Annotated in this window: 18 protein-coding genes; 9 read left to right on the top strand and 9 right to left on the bottom strand. The window is 72.8% G+C overall.

Annotated features, from left to right (window positions below):
• Nucleotides 1-41: 41 nt before the first annotated feature.
• Both ACFVHO_RS06150 and ACFVHO_RS06145 read left to right on the top strand, forming a co-directional pair.
• Nucleotides 42-1,610, top strand: coding sequence for an FAD-binding oxidoreductase (locus tag ACFVHO_RS06150; RefSeq protein ID WP_385710738.1), 1,569 nt, complete (start codon nt 42-44; stop codon nt 1,608-1,610).
• A 237-nt stretch (nt 1,611-1,847) separates the two neighbouring features.
• Nucleotides 1,848-3,065, top strand: coding sequence for an abortive phage infection protein (locus ACFVHO_RS06145; protein ID WP_385710736.1), 1,218 nt, complete (start codon nt 1,848-1,850; stop codon nt 3,063-3,065).
• A gap of 13 nt (nt 3,066-3,078) precedes the next feature.
• Here the strand turns inward: ACFVHO_RS06145 and ACFVHO_RS06140 are convergent, their stop codons facing one another.
• Nucleotides 3,079-3,687 carry a TetR/AcrR family transcriptional regulator gene (locus tag ACFVHO_RS06140; protein ID WP_385710734.1) on the bottom strand — a complete coding sequence of 203 codons (609 nt, stop codon included), beginning with the start codon at nt 3,685-3,687 and terminating at the stop codon, nt 3,079-3,081.
• A 101-nt stretch (nt 3,688-3,788) separates the two neighbouring features.
• On the opposite strand from ACFVHO_RS06140, the gene ACFVHO_RS06135 reads away from it, so the two are divergent.
• The gene (locus ACFVHO_RS06135; RefSeq protein ID WP_385710732.1) at nt 3,789-4,478 is read left to right on the top strand and encodes a nitroreductase; all 690 of its coding nucleotides are present in this window, start codon (nt 3,789-3,791) and stop codon (nt 4,476-4,478) included.
• 21 nt (nt 4,479-4,499) lie between these two features.
• Here the strand turns inward: ACFVHO_RS06135 and ACFVHO_RS06130 are convergent, their stop codons facing one another.
• The gene (locus ACFVHO_RS06130; RefSeq protein WP_385710730.1) at nt 4,500-5,309 is read right to left on the bottom strand and encodes a hypothetical protein; all 810 of its coding nucleotides are present in this window, start codon (nt 5,307-5,309) and stop codon (nt 4,500-4,502) included.
• A gap of 190 nt (nt 5,310-5,499) precedes the next feature.
• On the bottom strand, nt 5,500-6,258 hold the full coding sequence (locus tag ACFVHO_RS06125; protein ID WP_385710728.1) for a DeoR/GlpR family DNA-binding transcription regulator: 759 nt from the start codon (nt 6,256-6,258) through the stop codon (nt 5,500-5,502).
• Nucleotides 6,259-6,529: 271 nt separating this feature from the next.
• Here ACFVHO_RS06125 and ACFVHO_RS06120 point away from each other — a divergent pair, with 271 nt between their 5' ends.
• The 6 genes from ACFVHO_RS06120 to ACFVHO_RS06095 all read left to right on the top strand — a co-directional run bounded on the left by ACFVHO_RS06120 (nt 6,530) and on the right by ACFVHO_RS06095 (nt 13,092).
• The gene (locus ACFVHO_RS06120; protein ID WP_385710726.1) at nt 6,530-7,366 is read left to right on the top strand and encodes an endo alpha-1,4 polygalactosaminidase; all 837 of its coding nucleotides are present in this window, start codon (nt 6,530-6,532) and stop codon (nt 7,364-7,366) included.
• A gap of 186 nt (nt 7,367-7,552) precedes the next feature.
• The gene (locus tag ACFVHO_RS06115) at nt 7,553-8,881 is read left to right on the top strand and encodes an ABC transporter substrate-binding protein (RefSeq protein WP_385710724.1); all 1,329 of its coding nucleotides are present in this window, start codon (nt 7,553-7,555) and stop codon (nt 8,879-8,881) included.
• Nucleotides 8,882-8,890: 9 nt separating this feature from the next.
• On the top strand, nt 8,891-9,844 hold the full coding sequence (locus ACFVHO_RS06110) for a carbohydrate ABC transporter permease (protein WP_385710722.1): 954 nt from the start codon (nt 8,891-8,893) through the stop codon (nt 9,842-9,844).
• Nucleotides 9,845-9,875: 31 nt separating this feature from the next.
• Nucleotides 9,876-10,763, top strand: a complete 888-nt coding sequence (locus ACFVHO_RS06105) for a carbohydrate ABC transporter permease (protein ID WP_385710721.1) — start codon at nt 9,876-9,878, stop codon at nt 10,761-10,763.
• Nucleotides 10,764-10,825: 62 nt separating this feature from the next.
• Nucleotides 10,826-11,782: a carbohydrate kinase family protein gene (locus tag ACFVHO_RS06100; RefSeq protein WP_385710719.1), complete on the top strand. Its 957-nt coding sequence runs from the start codon at nt 10,826-10,828 to the stop codon at nt 11,780-11,782.
• Complete coding sequence (locus ACFVHO_RS06095; protein WP_385710717.1) at nt 11,779-13,092, top strand: alpha-glucosidase/alpha-galactosidase; 1,314 nt, start codon at nt 11,779-11,781, stop codon at nt 13,090-13,092. Before ACFVHO_RS06100 ends, ACFVHO_RS06095 begins: the two co-directional genes overlap by 4 nt.
• 10 nt (nt 13,093-13,102) lie before the next feature.
• On the opposite strand, the gene ACFVHO_RS06090 is transcribed toward ACFVHO_RS06095, so the two are convergent.
• The 6 genes from ACFVHO_RS06090 to ACFVHO_RS06065 form a co-directional block, all read right to left on the bottom strand.
• Nucleotides 13,103-13,990, bottom strand: coding sequence for a maleylpyruvate isomerase family mycothiol-dependent enzyme (locus ACFVHO_RS06090; protein ID WP_385710715.1), 888 nt, complete (start codon nt 13,988-13,990; stop codon nt 13,103-13,105).
• 54 nt (nt 13,991-14,044) lie between these two features.
• Nucleotides 14,045-14,368, bottom strand: coding sequence for a DUF6191 domain-containing protein (locus ACFVHO_RS06085; RefSeq protein ID WP_385710713.1), 324 nt, complete (start codon nt 14,366-14,368; stop codon nt 14,045-14,047).
• A gap of 29 nt (nt 14,369-14,397) precedes the next feature.
• Nucleotides 14,398-15,321: a glutaminase gene (locus ACFVHO_RS06080; RefSeq protein WP_385710711.1), complete on the bottom strand. Its 924-nt coding sequence runs from the start codon at nt 15,319-15,321 to the stop codon at nt 14,398-14,400.
• 201 nt (nt 15,322-15,522) lie between these two features.
• Nucleotides 15,523-16,548: a Leu/Phe/Val dehydrogenase gene (locus ACFVHO_RS06075; RefSeq protein ID WP_385710709.1), complete on the bottom strand. Its 1,026-nt coding sequence runs from the start codon at nt 16,546-16,548 to the stop codon at nt 15,523-15,525.
• A gap of 67 nt (nt 16,549-16,615) precedes the next feature.
• On the bottom strand, nt 16,616-17,710 hold the full coding sequence (locus ACFVHO_RS06070) for an acyltransferase family protein (protein WP_385710707.1): 1,095 nt from the start codon (nt 17,708-17,710) through the stop codon (nt 16,616-16,618).
• Nucleotides 17,665-19,911 (bottom strand): PIG-L family deacetylase, encoded by a 2,247-nt coding sequence (locus tag ACFVHO_RS06065; protein WP_385710705.1) that lies wholly within the window; start codon nt 19,909-19,911, stop codon nt 17,665-17,667. The genes ACFVHO_RS06070 and ACFVHO_RS06065 overlap by 46 nt, the downstream gene beginning before the upstream one ends.
• Nucleotides 19,912-20,143: the final 232 nt, after the last annotated feature.

The following is a 20,143-nucleotide window of genomic DNA, read 5'->3' as shown; positions in this document are numbered from 1 at the left end:
CGCGCGGCGCGCGGGCATGGCCGACTACCGAAGGGGCAGCGATGGCTACCAAGGACGAGCACGCCGGACGCACCGTTCTGGAGGCCGCGACGGTCACGGGCACGGGGGACTGGCTGCCGAACGGTCCGGTGCGCGTCACCCCCGCGGACCCGCGCTACGCCCACCTCACCACCCGGGGCGCGAGCAACCGCTTCCGGGGCCGGCCCGAGCAGGTCTACCTGGTCGGCTCGACGGCTCAAGTGGTGCGCGCCGTCCAGGAGTCGGTGCGGGCGGGAGCCCGGCTCGCCGTGCGCAGCGGCGGGCACTGCTTCGAGGACTTCGTCGACCACCCCCAGGTGAAGGCCGTCATCGACATGTCGCCGATGCGGGAGGTGTCGTTCGACGCCGCGCGCCGGGCCTTCGTCGTGGAGGCCGGGGCGACGCTGGGGGAGGTGTACCGGAAGCTGTACCTCGGCTGGGGCGTGACGCTGCCCGCCGGATACCACCCCGAGGTGGGCGTGGGCGGGCACGTCCCGGGCGGCGGGTACGGGCCGCTGTGCCGACTGCACGGCCTCGTCAGCGACTACCTGTACGCCGTGGAGGTGGTCGTCGTGGACCGGCAGGGCGAGGCCCGCGCGGTGGTGGCGAGCCGCGAGCAGGACGACCCGAACCGCGAACTGTGGTGGGCCCATGCCGGTGGCGGCGGCGGGAACTTCGGGGTCGTCACCCGCATGTGGTTCCGCTCGCCGGACGCCACCCGCGACACCGACCCCGCGTACATGCTGCCCGCCCCCACCCGGACCGCCCTGACCTTCACGGCGGACTGGAGCTGGGACGGCATGGACGAGGAGCACTTCGCCCGTCTGGTGCGGAACCACGGCGAGTGGGCCGAGCGCCACCGGGGCGCCGACGACCCGCAGGCCGCCCTGTACGCCGAGTTCGCCCTGACCCGCAGGGCGGCCGGGTCGCACCTGATGCTCGGTCAGGTCACCGCCGAGCCCGGCGCGGACCGGCGGCTCCTCGACGGCTTCCTCGACGCGGTGAGCGCGGGCACCCACCGGCCCGCCAAGCTGAACGTCCAGCGGCTCCCCTGGCTCACCGCCGCCCTGCGCGGCTCGGGCGAGGCCGTGGGGGACTGGCACATCAAGATCAAGTCGGCGTTCCTGCGCCGCCGTCTCACCGACCGTCAGGTGGCCGTGCTGCACCGCCACCTCACCCGGACCGACACCGACGTGGTCGGGGGCAGCGTCGTCCTCAACACCTACGGCGGCGCCGTCAACACGCCGTCCCCCGCCGCGACGGCCATGCCCCACCGCGACTCCGCCCTGAAGCTGTCCTGCCTCGCCTCCTGGGCCGACCCGCAGCGGGAGTCCGCGTACCTGGCCTGGATCCGCGCCTGCTACCGGGACCTGTTCGCCGACACCGGCGGCGTCCCCGTCCCCGGCGAGAACGCCGACGGCACCTTCATCAACTACCCCGACACCGACCTCGCCGACCCCCGCTGGAACACCTCGGGCACGCCCTGGCAGACCCTCTACTACAAGTCCAACCACGCCCGCCTGGGCGCGGTGAAGGCGCGGTGGGACCCGCGCGACGTCTTCCGCCACGCGCTGTCGGTCGCGGCGGCGTGAGCGCGGGGCCGTCCGCGCGGGCCCTCCTTCGGGCCGGAAGCCGGGCCGCCGATCGGATGGCTCCGACTTCTGATGGTCTCGACTTCTGATGGTCTCGACTTTGGATACGGCGCGCAGGACCGATGGCTGATGATCGGGGCCCTGCCCGAGGCCGAGGCTTGAGACGTTCCGGAGTCGGCGCGAAGACGCGCCGGAACGCGCCGGAACGCGACGAGTCGGCGACGGTGGGAGTGCTTGATGCGCAAGGAAGCGATGACGAGAGGGACGTTCCTCACGGGGGCGGCGGCGGTCGGCGCGGGAGCGCTGGTGGGCACGGCGCTCACCGGGCAGGCGGGCGCCGCGGCGGGCCCGCGGTCCGGTGTGCGCCCGGATGCCGCGCGGGCCGGTGCCCGGCAGGCGGCCGCCCCGGCCGACCCGCGCACGACGACCGGCCGCGGCCTGGTCCACCGCGGCGTGATGTACGAGTGCGAGGACGGCGAGAGTCGGCACACGGGATGGAAGCGCGCCCGGATGCGGTCCGACATGCACGCCATCAGGCACGACCTGCATGCGAATTCGGTCGTCGCCTTCGGCACCGGCGTCGAGCGCCTGACCGCCACCGCCAGGGAGGCGGTCGAGCACGGGATGCACGTGTGGCTCCAGCCGCGCATGGCCGACGTGCCCGAACGCGAGATCCTCGACCACCTCGCGGAGACCGGCAGAGAGGCCGAGCGGCTGCGCCGCCAGGGCGCGCGGGTGTACCTGAGCGTGGGGTGCGAGTTCATCCTGTTCGTGCCGGGCATCGTCCCCGGGGCGAACGCGGTCGAGCGGATCGAGAACATGCTGAAGGGCAACTGGGACCCGGCGGCGGCGCAGCGCAGGCTGACGCGGTTCGTCGGCCTGGCCGCGAAGACCGGCCGCCGTGTGTTCCACGGCCCGCTGACCTACGGTTCCGCGCACGGGGACAAGGTCGACTGGGACCTCTTCGACCTCGTCAGCGTCAACTACTACTCGTACTTCGCCGATCCGCGGGGCTACGTCAAGGAGCTGGCCCCGTACCGGAAGTGGGGCAAGCCCGTCGCCATCACGGAGTGCGGCACCTGCACCTTCGAGGACGCGCCCCAGGCGGGCGGCATGGGCTGGGACGTCGTCGACTACAGCAAGCCCAAGCCGGAGGTGCGCGAGGGCGTGCGGCGCAGCGAGCACACCCAGGCGCAGTACCTCGGGCAGGTCCTGGACGTGTTCGATCAGATGGACCTGCACGCGGCCATGGTGTACCAGTTCGTCACCTCCGACGCCCCGCACCGGCGTGCGCGCCGCTACGACCTCGACATCGCCAGCTACAGCCTCACCAAGGCCCTCTGGAAGACGGAGGACGACCCGACGGCGCGGTGGCACTGGGAGCCGAAGGAGTCGTTCCATGCCGTGTCACGGCACTTCGCCCACGCCGAGCGCAGGGAGCGCGGCCGGGCGTAGGGGCCGGGCGGCGTCAGGCCGGGTCCGGCAGGGCGTGGGCGAGCAGGGTCTTCGCCGCCGCCCGCGCGTGGCGGCCGTAGTCCGCTTCGCCGAGGACCATGGCGCGGCTGGCCGCCCCGTCCGCGAGGGTGACCAACTGTTCGGCGAGCGCGGCGGGTTCACGGCAGCCCAGCTCCGTCACCAGCGCGGTGACCAGCTCCACCATCCGCAGCTTCTGCTCGCGGGCGTAGGAGTGGACCTCGTTGCGCGGGTCGGGGAACTCCGCCGCGGCGTCGATGAAGGGGCACCCGCGGACCGGGTCCGCGTCCGTGGCGGGCGGGTCGAAGAGGCCGAGGATCCGCTCGCGCGGGGGGATGTCCTCGCGGGTCAGGGCGCTCTCCAGGGTGGCCCCCGACGACGCGAGGTCCTGGAGGTGGGCGATCACCAGGTCGCTCTTGGTCCGGAAGTGCGCGTACAGCGTGCGCTTGGAGACCGGTGCCTCCTCGGCGACCTGCTCCATGCCGGTCGCGTTGATCCCCTGGGACGCGAACAGCCGGGCGGCGGCACCCAGGATGCGTTCCCGTCCGCCGCGCCCCCGCCCCCGAGGTGTCGCCGTCGTCGATGCCGTGGTCGTCGCGTCCATCCGCAAAGTATACGTACACGTTTACTTCGAGGGGAGTGGCTTGCTAGGGTCCGGTCATGTAAACGACTGCGTTTACATTGGCTGGCGTCGAGGAGTGAGGCATGAGTCCGTTGGTCCCCACCGAGCTGAGCGGCTGCGCGGAGAAGCTGATACGCGGACGGCGCGCGACCCGCGCCTTCCGCCCGGAAGCCGTGCCCGAGGACACGATCCGCGCGATCTTCTCGCTGGCCGGTGCCGCGCCGTCCAACTCCAACGCCCAGCCGTGGCAGGTGGAGGTGGCGAGCGGCGCGGCCCGCCGACGCCTGGCTGACGCCCTGCGGGCGGCGCACGCCGCACGGCGCACCTCGATCGACGTCCCGTACTCCGAGGGCATCTACACACCGGTGCACCAGGAGCGCCGGGCGGCGTTCGGCGCCGAACTGTACGGAGCGCTGGGCATCGGCCCGGACGACCACGCGGCACGGGCGGCCTACGACGCCCGGAGCCTCGGCTTCTACGACGCCCCGCACGCCGCGTTCCTCTTCGTCACCGGAGACGGCGGCCCGCGCCTCGCCGCGGACGTCGGCGCCTACCTGCAGACCCTGCTCCTGGCGATGACCGCGTACGGCGTGGCGAGCTGTCCGCAAGGCCTGCTGAGCTTCTACGCCGACACGGTCCGCGCCGAACTCGGCGTCACCGGAGGGAAGTTGCTCGTGGGCGTCTCCTTCGGCTACGCCGACGAGGCCGCGCCGGAGAACCACGTCACGACCGCACGGGCCGCGCTCGAAACGGTCACGACCTTCCACCACTAGCGATCCTGGCCGAGCGACGGCTCACCCCGGCGTGTAGACGTACCGCTGCCCCGGCGGCCATCCCGCGCTGCGCCCCGCGTCCGTCACCAGGACGTGCTGGTACAGGGGGACGGTCCCCTGGTTCTGGGTCAGGGAGGGGCACATCACGGCGCAGCCGGCGGCGGTCTGGGTGCCGAGCCGCCACCCGTTGGTGTCGAAGAAGACGTACTCCACGTCGGCCGGTGCCTGCGAGCTGTCGACGGACACTCCGGCGGTGACCGGCGTCGGCAGCCGGAACAGCACCCCGTCCACCCCGGCGGCGCGGAGCCGCCGGGTCCCGATGCCGAGCGTGCTCCACCGGGGCGCCGGGGACGGCACGTCGAGCAGGACGACGCGCAGGGCGCCGGGACCGGATCCCCGCAGCGCCACCCGGGGCGCCCGGGCGAGCAGGGAGGCGACCGCGGCGCTGTCGGGCCGCGGCTCCGTCCCGCCTGCGTCGCCCTTCTCGTCGTCCGCCGGGGAGGGCGTACGGATACCGCCCGCGGGTGGGTCGTCGGGCGCAGGTGACGTCCGCGATGGTGACTTCCCGGGTGACGAGGGCGACGCGGACGACTTGGGCGTCGCCTTGTCCGTCCGGCCCACGCAGACCTTGACGTCGCCGACGCACAGGATGTTGTCGCCGTGTTCGTTGGTCTGGATGACCGTGCCCGGGCCGGACTTGTCGTCTCCGGAGCCCTCGAACCCCCCGGAGCCGCCGCCGGAGCCGCTCACCGTGATGAACGCGGCGATGATCATCCCCGCCACACCGATCAGCGCCGCGACGATCCCCGCCGCCATGCCCCTGGATCCCATCGCGCCCCCCGATGTGCCCCCGACCGGCGTGCACGGCGGCATCACCCGTGCGCCGGGCCGCCAGCGTAGGCGCGCGACCGCCCCCGTCGAAGGGGGTCGCGGCACAGCTACGCCAGACGGCCCGGACGCGCTTCCGGCGAACGGGAGGGGGAGCGCTACGTGCGCCCGCCACGGACCGGGGCGAGCCGCGCTAGACGACCGTGACCGCCACGCCCACGGACGCGATCGCGTCGAGCTGATCCGCGGGCGCCTCGCCGTCGGTGATCAGGCAGTGAACGTCGGCCGCCGGGCAGATCTTGGCGAACGTGGTCCTGCCGATCTTGGAGTGGTCGGCGACCACGACGGTCCGGCCGCTGTGCCGGGCGAAGGCGCGGTCGGTGGCCGCCTCCAACTGGTCGTGGGTGGTGCATCCGTGCGCCGCGCTGATGCCGTCCACGCCGAGGAAGGCGATGTCGGTGTGGTGGTCGGCGAGGGTCTTCTCGGCGATGGGGCCGACGAGTTCGTAGCTCTCGCTGCGGGCCGTGCCGCCGATCACGATCAGCGTGACGGTGGGGCGCAGCACGAGGGCGGCAGCGATGTTGACGGCGTTGGTGACGAGGGTGACGGGGCCTCGGTCGGCGAGGATCCGGGCCACTTCCGTCGTCGTGCTGCCGCCGGTGAGACCGACCACGGCGCCTTCGGGCACGAGGTCGGCGGCGGCCCGGGCGATGGCCTGCTTCTGCGGGGAGCGCTGGTCCGCGCGGTGCTGCAGCGGCAGTTCGATGCTCAGGCCGCCGGACAGCGCCCCGCCGTGGGTGCGCTCGATCAGCCGCTGGTCGCTCAGGTGGCGCAGGTCCCGCCGCACGGTCGCCGGTGAGACGCCGAGCAACCGGGACAACTGCGTCACGTCGGCGCTGCCCTGCGCGGCGACGTGGTCGAGTATCCGCACATGGCGGTCGCTTCTCAGCACGCGGCGAGCATAGCTCCGGACGATGTGTTCGCTCATGGATCGCGCACCAGGTGAGCGCGGCTCTGCGCGTTCAAGCGCCGGTTCGAGCAAATCCGATCCCTTGACATGGCCGAACCCGCTCGCTTTACTCCCTGGCAACGCCGATGACGAGCCCTCGGCGCAGAGGTACGCCTAGCCGGTAGTTGGCCCTCGGCCATGAGCCCGGACTGAGTCGCCAGGACCGTCGCGGGTCCGAGGCGGGGACGTGCCCTCCCACAGCTGGAGCTCACTGATGAGCCTCAATCGTGTTCTGCGCAGGTGTACGACCGTGACTGCGGCGCTCGCCGCCACCGCGGCGGCCTGCCTGCTCGCCCCCGCCCCCGCGTCGGCCGGCGCGACCGCGCCCACCGCCACGAGCGGGATCCCCCTGCCGCCGCCCCACGCCGGCTTCGACTACCAGATCGGCGGCGCCTACGCCCCGCCCGCCGGCGTCGAGGTCGTCAGCCGCGACCGTGGCGCCGCCCCCGCCCCGGGCCTGTACAACCTCTGCTACGTCAACGCCTTCCAGGCCCAGCCCGGCGCCGAGCAGGAGTGGGACAAGGACCTGCTCCTGCGGGACGCGAACGGCGACGTCGTGTACGACGGCGAGTGGGGCGAGGCCGTCCTCGACATCCGCACCGCCGACAAGCGCCGACGCGTGGCCGCCAAGGTCAACGGGTGGATCGACGGCTGCGCGGACAAGGGCTTCCAGGCCGTCGAGCCGGACAACTACGACACGTACACCCGCTTCCCGAAATACCTGAAGGCGAGCCAGGCCAAGGCCTTCATCTCGCTGCTCTCCGCCCACGCGCACGGCAGGGGCCTGGCCATCGCGCAGAAGAACACGCCGGATCTGGCCCCGGCGCGCAAGGAGACCGGCCTCGACTTCGCCGTCGCCGAGGAGTGCGGCGAGTGGAACGAATGCGGGGCGTACACCGACGCGTTCGGCGATCACGTCCTCGTCGTCGAGTACTCCGCGAAGGGCCTGCGCACGGCCTGCTCCGGCTGGGGCGACCGGCTGAGCATCGTCCGCCGTGACGTCGGCGTCTCACCCGCGGGCAGCGCGGACCACCTCCGCCAGACCTGCTAGCGGTCGTTCCCCTCGGCCTGTCGACGGGACCGCCGCGTTCCGGACGGCCGGACCCGCCGGCGGTCCCGTCGACCCCTTCTCCACCCGCACCCCTTCCTATGTCCCCCCCCCATATGTCGCCCGGTCCGCCGTGTCCCGTGGCGTCGTGAGGGTCGACGAGTGGCGCCCGACCTCCTGGAGGCAGAGATGACCGCAGAACCCCGAGCGCCGGGTCCGCCGTCACGACGCGGTGTGCTGCGTGCCGGTGGCGCCGGGGCGCTCGCGGCGGCCGGTGGTGTCCTGACCGGCTGCGCACCGGGCGCCGGTGACGGGGTCGGCTCCGACGGCCGCGTCACCATCCAGATGTGGCACGGCCAGACCGACACCGCCGCCAAGGTCATCAAGAGCCTGGTCGCCGAGTTCGAGCGCGCGCACCCGGACATCCGCGTCGACCTGGGCGGCGGAGTCCTCGCCGACGCCATGCTGCAGAAGGTCACCGCGGCGCTCGCCGCCGGTTCCTACCCCGACATCGCCTACGTCTTCGGCTCCGACCTCGCGAGCGTCGCCCGCAGCCCCCAGGTCGTCGACCTCACCGCGCACGTCCGACGGGGCCCGACGCCGTGGAAGAACTACTGGGCACCGGCCCGGGACGCCGTCACCGTCAACGGCCGGGTCCGTGCGCTGCCCGCGCTCCTCGACTGCCTCGCCGTGGTCTGCAACAAGAAGCTGTTCGCCGAGGCCGGGCTCGACCTGCCCGAGGCGGGCTGGACCTGGCGGGAGTTCACCGACACCGCGCGCCGCCTCACCGACGCGGGCAAGGGCCGCTTCGGCACCGGCTGGCCCGGCACCGGCGACGAGGACACCGTGTGGCGGCTGTGGCCGCTGGTGTGGGACCTCGGCGGCGACGTGATCGCCGACGACGGCCGGAGCATCGGCTTCGCCGAGGCGGGCGTGCGCGCGCTGGAGGTCGTCCAGGACCTGGCGCGCGCGAAGAGCGTCTACCTCGACCCCAAGCCGGGCAGCGAGCAGATGTACCAGGTCTTCCTGTCCGGACGGATGGGCATGGTGGTCACCGCGCCCTGGCAACTGCCGGACATCCGGCAGGCGAAGATGGACTACCACGTCGTCCCGCTGCCCAGCTTCAGCGGCCGCCCCATGACCATCTCCGGCCCCGACACCTGGACGCTCTTCGACAACGGCGAGGCCCGCACGAAGGCCGCCCGGACCTTCGTCACCTGGCTGACCCAGCCCGCCCAGGACAGCCGCTGGGACGTCGACGCGGGCAGTCTCCCGCTGAGCCGCCGCAGCGAGGACCGCCCGGCCTGGCGCGAGCACGCCACCCGTACGCCCGGCCTGTCCGTGTTCACCGAAGCCGTCTCCTCGGCCCGCGTCCGCCCCGTGCACCCGGCCTACCCCCGCGTCTCGCGCGCCCTGGGCCAGGCCGTCGTCTCCGTGCTGCTCGGCCGGTCGAGCCCCGCCGACGCCGTGCGCCGGTGCGCCGACGAGTCCAACGCCGCCCTGCTGATACCGCGTTGAGGACCTCACATGCCCCGACTTCCCACACCGCTGACCCTGCCGCCGGACCGCTCGGGACCACGGACGCTGCGCCGTCGGCGCCGCCGAGAGGCCGCCACGGCCTGGGCGTTCGTCTCACCGGCCGTGCTCGTCATCCTCGGCCTGAGCGTCCTGCCGGTCGTCTGGTCGCTGCTCCTGTCCTTCCAGGCCAACGACCTGGTCACCCCCAGCCGCTGGGTGGGCCTCGACAACTACCGCGCCCTGCGCCAGGACCCGAACTTCCACCAAGCCGTGAAGAACACCGCCGTCTACACCGCGCTGTACGTGCCCCTGAGCATCGCCGTCGGACTGGCACTCGCCCTCGTCCTGAACCGGCGGATCCGCTTCGTCGGCCTGTACCGGACGCTGTTCTTCGTGCCCTTCGTCATCTCCGCCACGGCACAGGGTGTGCTGTTCTCCTTCATCCTCGACCCGGAGTTCGGCGCCGCCAACTCCGTCCTGCACCGCGTCGGCATCTCACCGCAGGGGTTCCTCACCGACCCCTCCCAGGCCCTGCTCGTCCTGGTCGCCATCACCCTGTGGAGCGGCACAGGACTGTGCACCGTCATCTACCTGGCCGCCCTGCAGGACGTACAGCAGTCCCTCATCGAGGCCGCCCGCCTCGACGGCGCGGGACGGCTGCAACTCCTGCGCCACGTCACGCTGCCCGCGCTCACACCGGTGAGCGTGTTCCTGCTGCTGTGGCAGACCATCCAGGCCCTGCAGGTCTTCGACCTGGTCTATGTGACCACCAAGGGCGGGCCGCTCGGCTCGACCACCGTGATCGTCTACTTCATCTGGGAGCAGGCCTTCAAGGAGTTCACCGCCGGGTACGGGGCCGCGGCCGCGTACGTCCTCGCGCTCGCGCTGTTCGTCGTGGCGGCCCTGCTGCACGTGGTACGCGGACGCGAGCGCACCCCCCGTACCAAGGCGGCCGCCTCATGACCGCGAACCGTCGCACGAAAGCAGCCGCCCCATGACCGTCACCACGACCGGCCGGTCCCAAGTCGGCACCCGCCCGGCCGCGTTGCCCGCCACCCGGCGGCGCCCGCGCCTCCCGTTCAGCCCGTGGCACCTGCTGCTCGCGCCGCTGGCCGCGCTGTTCGCCGTACCCCTGCTGTGGCTGCTCCTCAGCTCCCTGATGAGCAACGCGGAGATCAACCGCTTCCCGCCCGCGCTGTGGCCGTCCCGCATCGACCTCGGCGGCTACCGCTACGTCCTCGGCAACGCCATGTTCCCGCGCTGGCTCCTGAACTCGGTGATCGTGTCCGCCGTCGCGGTCACCTCGAACCTCGTGTTCGGCACGCTCGGCGGGTACGCCTTCGCCCGGATGCGCTTCGCCGGGTCGCGCGTGCTGCTCGTCCTGATGCTGGCGACGATGGTGGTCCCCTTCCAGCTCACGATGATCCCCACCTTCCTGGTGATGAAGAAGCTCGGGCTCATCGACACCCTCGGCGCGCTCATCGTGCCCGCGCTGGTCACGCCGTTCGCGGTGTTCCTGCTGCGGCAGTTCTTCCTGTCCCTGCCCAGGGAACTGGAGGAGGCCGCCTGGATCGACGGCTGTTCACGGCTGCGGGTGCTGTACGCGATCGTGCTGCCGCTCGCCCGGCCCGCGCTCGCCACCGTGGCCGTGCTGACCTTCCTGACCACGTGGAACGACCTGACATGGCCGCTGATCGCCATCAACCACGACACCCAGTACACGCTCCAACTGGGCCTGACCACCTTCCAGGGCCAGCACCACACCCGCTGGTCCGCGGTGATGGCGGGCAACGTGATCACGGTCCTGCCGGTGCTGCTCGCGTTCCTCTGCGCGCAGAAGGCCTTCATCCGCTCGATCACCTCCAGCGGACTCAAGGGCTGAACGCCCGCCCTGCCTCCGCCAGTTGCCCGCCGCAAGCCCGCCGTACGACCCGAAGGACCGCGATGCCGCCCGCCTACGACCTGCTCGTCATCGGGGACGCCAACCCCGACGTGATCCTCGGCCCGCTCACCGGGCCCCTCGCCTTCGGCCAGCGCGAACAGCTCACCGAGACCGGCACCCTCGTCCTCGGCGGCTCCGCCGCGATCATGGCCTGCGGAGCGGCCCGACTCGGCCTGAAAGTGGCCTTCGCGGGCCGCGTCGGCGACGACGACGCGGGCCGCTACGTCCGCGACACCCTCACCGCCCACGGCGTCGACACCCGGGCCCTGACCCTGGACGCCACCCTCCCCACCCCGCTCACCGTCGTCCTCACCAGCGGCGACGACCGTGCCGTCCTCACCTCGCCCGGCACCCTCACCACCACCTCCGGCCGCGACGTGCCCCCGGACCTGCTCGCCGACACCCGGCACGTCCACGCCGCCTCGTACTTCCTGCAGCCCCGGCTCGCCGAGGACCTGCCGGACCTGCTGCGCACCGCGCGCTCACACGGTGCGGGCACGTCCCTGGACACCCAGGACGACCCGTCGGGCACCTGGGACGGGGCCGCCCTCGACGCGGTCCTCGCCGAGACCGACATCCTGCTGCCCAACGCCCAGGAAGCCATGGGCCTGGCCGGGTCCGAGGCCGGGTCGCCGGAGCGGGCGGCCGCACTCCTCGCCACCCGCGTACCGCTGGTGGTGGTGAAGAACGGCGCTGCCGGAGCCCTGTGCCACGACGGCCTCGCGCTGATGTCGGCGCCGGGTCTCGCCGTGACTCCCAAGGACACCGTCGGCGCCGGGGACAGCTTCGACGCCGGGTTCATCGCCGCCACGCTGCACCGTCAACCTCCGCACCAGGCACTGCGGTTCGCCGCGGTGTGCGGAGCCCTGTCCACGAGGGCCCACGGGGGCACCGCGGCCCAGCCCACCTGGTACGAGGCCCTCATCCACACCACTCCCACCGGAGCGCACGCCTCATGACGCACCCCAAGATCGTCTTCATCGGCGCAGGCAGCGTCGAGTTCACCCAGGGACTGCTCGCCGACCTCTTCGCCTTCCCCGAGCTGAAGAACTCCCACATAGCCCTGCACGACATCGACCCCGAACGCCTCGCCACCGCCGAGGCCGCCGCCCGCTACATCGCCCGCGAACGCGCGGCCGACGCCCCCATCACCGCCCACGCCGACCGCCGCACGGCCCTGACCGGCGCCGACTTCGTCATCAACATCGTGCAGATCGGCATGGGCGAGGCCACCCGCACCGACTTCGACATCCCCGCCCGCTACGGGCTGCGCCAGACCATCGGCGACACCCTCGGCGTCGGCGGCATCTTCCGCGCCCTGCGCACGTTCCCGTTCCTCAAGGAGCTCGGCGAGGACATCGCGGAGCTGTGCCCCGACGCCTGGCTGCTCAACTACACCAACCCCATGGCCATGAACGTCCAGTACCTCACCCGGGCCACCGGCCTCACCCGGGTCGTCGGCCTGTGCCACTCCGTGTACTGGACCATGCAGGACCTGGCCAAGCTGGTCGGCGTCCCCTACGACGAGGTCACCTACCGGGCCGCGGGCGTCAACCACCAGGCCTGGGTGCTCCGCTTCGAGCACCGGGGCCGCGACCTCTACCCCCGCCTCGACGAACTGATCGCCGGGGACGAGCAGTTGCGGCGCCGCGTGCGCGTCGACATGTACCGGCGGCTCGGCTACTACCCGACCGAGACCAGCGAGCACTCGTCCGAATACGTCCCCTGGTACCTGCGCCACGACAGCGAGGTCGACCGGCTGCGGCTGCCGGTCGGCGCCTACCTCGACATCGTCGACGAGAACGTCGCCACGTACCACCGCACCCGCGACGCCCTGGCCACCGGCGCGCCCCTCACCGTCGAGGGCACCATGGAGTACGCCCCGCAGATCATCCACAGCGTGGTCACCGGCACCCCGCGCACCGTCTACGGCAACGTCCCCAACCACGGCCTCATCGACAACCTCCCGGCCCACGGCGTGGTCGAGGTGCCCTGCCTCGTCGACGCCACCGGCATCCAGCCGACCCGCGCGGGCTCCCTGCCCCCGCAGCTGGCCGCCCTCAACCGCACCTACCTCAGCATGAACGACCTCGTCGTCCGCGCCGCCCTCGACGACGAGCCGCGCCACATCCGGCACGCGGCCATGACCGACCCGGCGACCGCGGCGACGCTGACCGTGGATCAGATCTGGCGCCTGTGCGACGACATGGTGCGGGCCCACGCGGACCGGCTGCAGCCGTCGCTGCGGGTGCCGCTCGCGGACGCCTGAGCCGGACGGGTCAGTAGATGATGGAGACGATCTGGCAGGCCGCCGCGGCCAGGCGGGGGTCTCCGTCGACGCGGGCCCGGTCCAGGGCGGCGGTGGGCTGGATGCCGCGGGTGCACAGCTGCCAGGCGGTCTCCTCGTCCAGGTGCAGGGTCGCGGCGGGGTGTCCGGTGTCCGGCTCGGCCAGGGACCAGCGCGGTGCGGTGCCCGCGGCGACGGCGGTGCCCGTGGCGACGGTGGTGGCCGTCCACGCACCGCCCGCCGGGCCGTCGACACGCACCTGGACCTGGGTGCCGACGGGGGCGACGACCTCGCGCAGGGTGTGGGGCAGCGCCCGCATGAAGGTGTCCAGGACCACGGACAGGAAACGCGGGTCGAGGTCCGTGCCCTGGCCGGTGGCGCGGCGGATCTGCTGCCGGTGGGTCCAGAACTCCGTGAGGTCGCGGGCGCTGTCCAGCCACATCGGGGCCGGGTCGACACCGGCCCACGAAACGCCGAGCGCCGGGGCGCCCGGGTCCGTCGTCTCGAAGAAGCGGGCGACCTGCCCGCCGACCAGATCCAGGGTGTCGACGAGCGCCTCCGGACTCATCCGGCGGCAGGCGTCCACCCACTCCTGGTTGACGCGGTGGATGAACGCCTCCAACGTCTCACCCGCCCGGAAGCCCGGCCCCTCGGTGTGCCCGTCACGATCCCGCCCGAGCCGCCCGTAGAAGTCCCCGAGCAGGTGCGCGGCCACGTCCCGCACGGCCCAGCCCGGCACGGCCTCCTTGCCCCAGTCGGCGGGCGCGAGCGCGCGCAGGGTGGCCATGAGGGCGTCCTGCTCGGGGGCGAAGAGGGGGCGTGCGTCGAGGGGGGTGCCGAGCCAAGAAGGGGCGGGCAGGTCACCGGGCCGGGCGTTCATGAACCAAGCCTGCCGAAAAGGCACCAGGCCGACCAGCGGATTTCGCCTCGGTCACTACCGGTCGGCCCGTGGCGGAACGCGGACGACCGCGACCTTGCCCTCCAGGTCCACCGTCGTCCTGTTCGGCGGTGCCCCGTCCTCCTCGTCGTCGCGCATCACCAGCGCCGACTGGCGCTCCTTGAGTTCGTTCTGCTTGCCGGGGGAGAAGCTGGCGTGGAGCTGCTCGAAGCCGGTGGACGATATCTGGCCCTGACGCGCGCTGGTGCGCCAGGGCAGCAGGCCGGCGCGGCCCGCGCGAAGGAACAGCTGGTCGGCGAAGGCGATGACGGTCAGCAGGATGACCAGGCCGGGCAGGGTCATCAGGACGGCGAATCCCATGGGCCCAGTATTCGGGGTGCGGGGGCGGATCAGAAGACCGAGAGGCCCGTGAGGGTGGTGAAGCGGTCCAGCGCGGCCACCCCCGCCACGGAGTTGCCGCGCTGGTCGAGGCCGGGGCTCCAGACGCAGACGGTGCAGCGGCCGGGGACGACCGCGATGATGCCGCCGCCGACGCCGCTCTTGCCGGGCAGGCCCACGCGGTGCGCGAAGTCGCCCGCGGCGTCGTAGGTGCCGCAGGTCAGCATGACCGCGTTGACCTGCTTGGCCTGGCTGCGGGTGAGGAGCGTGGAGCCGTCGGACCGTATGCCGTGGCGGGCGAGGAAACCGGCGGCCAGGGCCAGGTCGGCGCAGGACGCCTCGATGGAGCACTGCCGGAAGTACTGGTCGAGGAGCGTGGGCACCGGATTGCTGATGTTGCCGTACGACGCCATGAAGTGGGCGAGCGCGGCGTTGCGGTCGCCGTGCGCCGTCTCGGAGGCGAGCACCGCCTCGTCGAAGTCGAGGCGGCCGTTGCCGGACTCGGCGCGCAGGAAGGCCCGGAGCGTCCCGGCCGCGTCACCGGTGAGGGTCTGGAGCCGGTCGGTGACGACGAGCGCGCCCGCGTTGATGAACGGATTGCGGGGGATGCCGTTCTCGTACTCCAACTGCACCAGGGAGTTGAACGGGTTGCCGGACGGCTCCCGGCCGACGTGCTCCCACAGCAGCTCGCCGTCCAGCGAGAGGTCGAGAGCCAGCGTGAACGCCTTGGTGATCGACTGGGCGGAGAAGGGCCGCTGCCAGTCGCCGACGCCGTACACCGTGCCGTCGAGCTCGGCCACGGCCATCCCGAAGTGCCGGGGGTCGGCCGAGGCGAGCGCCGGGATGTAGTCGGCGGGGCGGCCGCGCCCCGGCAGGGCCTGGATCTCGGTGGCGATGCGGTCCAGGACCGGCTGGAGGGACGAGGGCACGGGCACTTGCTCCGGTTTCGCGGGATATACGGGGGTGTCCGGAGTACCTTATGGCAGCCGGGCCACGCGGGTGACCGGGGCCCGGGACGACGTCGCGCGACGCCCCGCCACCCGGGCGGGGGCGGCGGGGCGGCGCGCGGGAATCCGCGGGGGAACGACTACTTGTGGTCCACGAGCCACTTCGTGCAGCCCTCGCCCACCGGGACGTCAGCGAGGGCCGAGCCGCGCCCCGGCCAGCGTGAGCGCGGCCTCGGTCGGGGGCACACCCGAGCGGCGCGCGTGCTCGATGACCGTGGCCAGGCGCTCGCCGACCTGACGGACCCGCCGCTCGGTGCGAGCGGCGTCATGGTGACGCAGCCGCTCCTCCAGGAAGATCAACCCGCCCGCGTTCACGCAGAAGTCGGGCGCGTAGAGGACGCCGCGGGCCTCCAGCGCGGCGGCGAGCTCCGGGGCGGCGAGCACATTGTTCGCGCCCCCGGCGATGATCCGGCAGCGCAGCTCGGGCAGCGTACGGTCGTCGACGACACCCCCGAGGGCACAGGGGGCGAGGACGTCGCAGGCGGTGACCGCCGCGCTCGCGGGGTCGACGACGCGCGCACCGACGCTCCGGGCGACGGCATCCGCGCGTCGGGGGTCGATGTCGGACACCAGCAACTCCGCGCCCTCCGCCGCCAGGAGACGGGCGAGAGCGGCCCCCACGTTGCCCGCGCCCTGCACGCACACACGAACGCCCCGCAGGCTCCCGTCGCCACCGGTGGCGCGCAGACAGGCCCGTATCCCCTCGAGGACGCCGAGCGCCGTCATGGGGGAGGGATCGCCGTCCGCGCAGACCGGCGAGGCCTCGGTGCCGATCACCTTCAGGTCGGCCTGCGTGGTGCCGACGTCGTTGACCGGGATGAAGCGCCCGCCGAGGGTGGCGACGAAGCGGCCGTGGGCGCGCAGCAGCGCCTCGGTCTTGTCGCGTGCCGGGTCACCGATGACGACGCTCCAGCCGCCGCCGAGATCGAGCCCCGCGGCCGCGGCCTTGAGGGTCATGGCCCGGGCGAGGCGCAGGCCGTCCTCGAGGGCGGCGGTCTCGTCCTCGTACGCGTGCATGCGGACGCCGCCGAGCGCGGGACCGAGGGTGGTGTCGTGCAGGACGACGAGGGACCGCAGCCCGGTCCGGGCGTCCTGATGGAACAGTGCCTGCTCGAAGCCGCCGTCCCGGAGCCGGTCGAAGATCGTGGAGGTCATCCGGTCATCGTGGCAGCGGCCACTGACAACTGAGGTCGGGCCATACGGCGGTTGGCGGTGGTCCCCGCTACCTCGAACGGTCGCTCACGGGCACCGCCGACCGCGGCAACCGCGGCTCCACCAGCGGACGGAACAGCTTGCGCACAGGCGGAGTCGACAACAGCGCCACCGTGAGGACGACGCCGAGGGTGAGCAGGACCTGGCCCGCCGGGCCGAGGCCCTTCACGGCCGGGTACAGACCGGCGGCCTCGCCCGCGCGGATCAGCAGCCCGTGCAGGAGGTAGGGGTACATGGTGGCGGCGCCCAACGCGGTGAAGGCCGTCCGGCGCCGGGGCACGCAGGCGAGGAACGCGGCGACGAGCACCGCGCTGACCGCGAAGATGCCGAGGCGCAGCGCCAGGTACCGCGGCCAGCTCACGCCGAGCTCCGCGTAGCCGACGTCCATGGACAGCCAGTGGTCGTCGGGGCCGGGAACGAGCAGGTACGCCCCGACTGCGGCGCAGGCCAGCGCGACCACGGCCCAGCGGCGGGCCGTTCCCGTCCGCAGGAGGGCGAAGTGGTGCGGGCGCAGGCTCAGCCCCAGGACGAACCAGGGCAGGAACATGAGCACGCGCGGCAGCGCCAGGTCGTAGCCCATCGTGGTCAGCCCGGCGGCCAGGGAGACGAGTACGGCGACGGCCACGGGATGGCGGATCGCTCGCCACAGGGGCGTGCTCATCCGCCAGAGGAACAGGGCGACGAGGAACCAGCAGAGGTAGGTGGGTTCCGTGGGGGTGAGGACGAAGGGCTCACCGCGCACCGCGCTGTTCGTGGCGGAGTAGGCCGTCTCGAACAGGAGGTAGGGGATGAGCACCGACTCGATCAGACGGCGCACCTGGTCGGGGCGGGCGGTGAAGCGCTGCGAGAAGTAGCCGCACAGCAGGATGAACGCCGGCATGTGGAACGCGTACACCACGGTGTGGACGGCCTGGAGCACATGCGTGCCCCTGACGATCTGTTCCCAGGAGTGGCCGAGGGCGACGAGCACGATCAGGAGGAACTTCGCGTTGTCGAAGAACGGGTCCCGCGTGTCGTGCGCGTCGCGCAGGGCGGGCGGCTCGGTGGTGGGCACCCGCATCACGCCTTCGACCTGGCCGGTGCCGGAGATCCGACCGCCTGCCACGGAGCGAGGCGCCCTCCCTCACGCGTGGCATGGGTCCAGTACAGGCGGCTGTCGAGGCCGAGCATGGTGAGCACGACGCCGCCCGACGCCAGGGACACGCTCGACGGCGCACCGGCGAGGAGGACTCCCGTGTGGTTCCACCGCGGCCGGTTCCTGGCGGCGCCCGACGTGCCCCACGCGGTGGCGACGTCCCCCGTGGTGGTCCGGACCGCGAGCAGGACACCGCCCCAGTCGTCCGAGGCGACGCTCACCGGGCCGTAGCCCCCGACCCCGCCCAGATCGGTCCCGGCCGTCGACGCGTGCGCGGTGAACGGCTGCCGTGCCCGGCGCGGCGCCGCCGGGGCGGCGAGGTCCTCCGCGTGCAGGAGGGCCGACCACACGTTCCCGGAGCGGGGAGCGCGGTAGAAGACCCGGACGCCGTCGTCGTCCGGCCGGACGGTCAACGGCAAGGTGGTGGCCGGGAGCCGGGTGGCCAGCGGACCGCGCACGGCCGCACCCGGCTGGTCCTGGATCCAGGCCAGGACGCTGTGCGCGGTGGCGGCCAGGACGTGGACGCGGCCGCTGCGGTCCGTGGTGGCGACCGGGTCCCCGTGGACCGCTTCGCCGCCCATGCCGCGCCAGGGCGTCCACGTCCCGTCCGCCTGCTGGACGCGTGCGGTCAGTCGATGGCCGCTGTCGCGCAGGAACACCGCCATCGTGCCGTCGTCGTGCACCGCGACCGCGGGCGCACTGATGTCGTTCGTGCCGACCTCGTCGGACACCTCCGGGCTGCCCAGCGACTGCCAGGGCCGGAAGGCCTCGCCCGGGGCCCGCTGGACGAGGAAACCCACTTCCCTGCGGTAGTCGGCGGGGTGGTCGCCCAGCAGCGTGCGGGTGCCGAAGACGGCGATGCGCCCGTCGGGCAGGGCCACGGGCCGGACACCCGTGTCCATACCGGTCTCCGCCTGGAACACGGGCCCCGTCCACCGGTCCGCGCCCGGTCGGGCGCCGTCGCCGCCCGGCCGGTGCCAGTGCGCGATCCGGCCGTCCAGGACGGCGAAGGCCCACAGACTGTCGTCCTTGCCCGCGAGGAGCCAGTCGGCGCCGCTGTCACGGGTGTGGTGGATGCTGTGCGACCAGCGGTGCTTCGGGCGCGCCGCGACCTTCAGGTCACCGCAGCCCGCCGGGTCCCCGCAGGAATCCCGCGGGGCGTCGCTCCAGGAGTACGTCTCAAGGGTGCGGGCCTTGGACGCGCCGGCCGCGGGGTCGAGCGTCCGCGGCAGCCCGCCGTTGAAGTACCCCATGTAGGTCTGCACGGTGAAGTGAGGACGCGAACCGGAGGCGCCGTACCGGGCGAGGGCCTCCTGTACGAACCGAGCGCCGAAGCGGTGGTCCTGGTGGTCCGCGCACTTGAGGTTGCGGTCCAGACGGCCCGGCGTCGGGTCCTGCATCCGCACCTGCGTCGGCCGGAACCGCTCCAGATAGCCGGTCAGGGTCCGGATGAGCTGTTCCCGCGTGTACGTGAAGCCGCGGGTGACCACACCACCGTGCACCAGCTGCGAGCCGAGCACACCGACCCGGCCGTCCCACAGCCCGTGCAGGCTGTGCGGGCGCTCGCCGGTGATGCTGCCCGCCTCGTGCAGCAGCGTCCACACCAGCTGGATGTGGGGGTGCCCCCGCAACGTGTCGAGCTCCGCCTGCCCGCCGCCCGCCGTCGCGATGACGGTGCGCCGCCAGGGGTGGTCCGGCCGGCCGGTGACCATCTCCGCGTAGGCGGCGCGAATGCCGTTCTGCCGCGCCTTGGCGAACTTGCGCTTGTCACGCGCGGGACGGGGGATCCCCCGGAAGGTGCCCCGCCGGGGAGCGTTGACGCCGTTGGCCTCACCGGACGTCAGATAGACCGTGGTCAGGGGACGGCCGCTGCGCAGCGACTGCCCGACCTCCGGGTTGATGAAGAACAGGTCGTCGTCGGGATGGGCGACGATCTGCACGATCGCTTCCGTGGTCTCGGGCTGCGGCCCGGAGGCCGCCCACGTACCCGAGGACACCGCCGTGCTCATGTCCGGCGGCTGATGCGGCGTGATGGACGCGTCGCCGCCCTGCCCCGATCCGGCGGCCATGCGGATGCCGACGGGTGCCACCGCGCACAGCAGGGTGGCCGCGAGGACATCACGACGGGTTGCTCGCGCGAAGACGCGCTTCTTGGGGGGCTTGGGAGGCATGGGTGGTGCTGCCTCATCTGACGTACGGGCCACTCGACCGCCAGCTCCTGCTGTCGACTCCTTGATCAGCGGGGAAGATGCCGTGGGAACGCGGAGGGTTGTCCTCGGTGATCTTCATCACGACGTGTGAGTCGTGTGCGGTGCCGGGGGCCGCGCGCGTGACGGCGGTGACAAGTGGGAATGCTGGCCGCCGGAAACGGAACCCAGGCACGCCGGGACACGGGGGGCACAC

It is taken from the genome of Streptomyces sp. NPDC127108 (genome assembly GCF_042677545.1).
GTDB lineage: Bacteria > Actinomycetota > Actinomycetes > Streptomycetales > Streptomycetaceae > Streptomyces.
Note: the sequence above shows the minus strand (reverse complement) of the source record. Positions and strands in the feature narration are given on the sequence as shown.